Origin of the sequence: Brachyspira catarrhinii (genome assembly GCF_005518285.1) — a bacterium.
Lineage (GTDB): Bacteria > Spirochaetota > Brachyspiria > Brachyspirales > Brachyspiraceae > Brachyspira > Brachyspira catarrhinii.
The window spans coordinates 1-336 of the sequence record NZ_SJDU01000853.1; the positions used below are offsets into that span (position 1 = coordinate 1).

Below are 336 nucleotides of genomic sequence, written 5' to 3' on the forward strand. Positions count from 1 at the left end.
GAAGCGAATATGTGGCGATAACTACTTCGATTTATAGAAAAGCTATAGATTTTGCATTGGAAAATAAAAATATCGAAACCGAAAAATATAAAGAAAGTTTGATAAAAATTTTTAATAGAGGCGGATTCAGTAAAGGCTATTTCTATAATTCAAAAGATATATTTGAAAATTATAAACCGAATCATAGCGGAGAATTGATAGGAAAAATAACGGCTTATAAGAAAAATAAAATTTATGTGGAAGCGAAAAAAGAATTAAATGTATATGACGGACTTTCTTTTGGAGAGAGTGGAAAAATAGGAATGCAAATTTCCGATTTATATAAAGACAATATAA

General features: G+C 27.1%; 1 protein-coding gene. It reads left to right on the forward strand.

Translation table 11 applies throughout. The annotated features are described in order from the left end of the window. A partial coding sequence (locus EZH24_RS13660; RefSeq protein WP_170310895.1) for a U32 family peptidase occupies positions 1-336 on the forward strand: 336 nt, incomplete at both ends.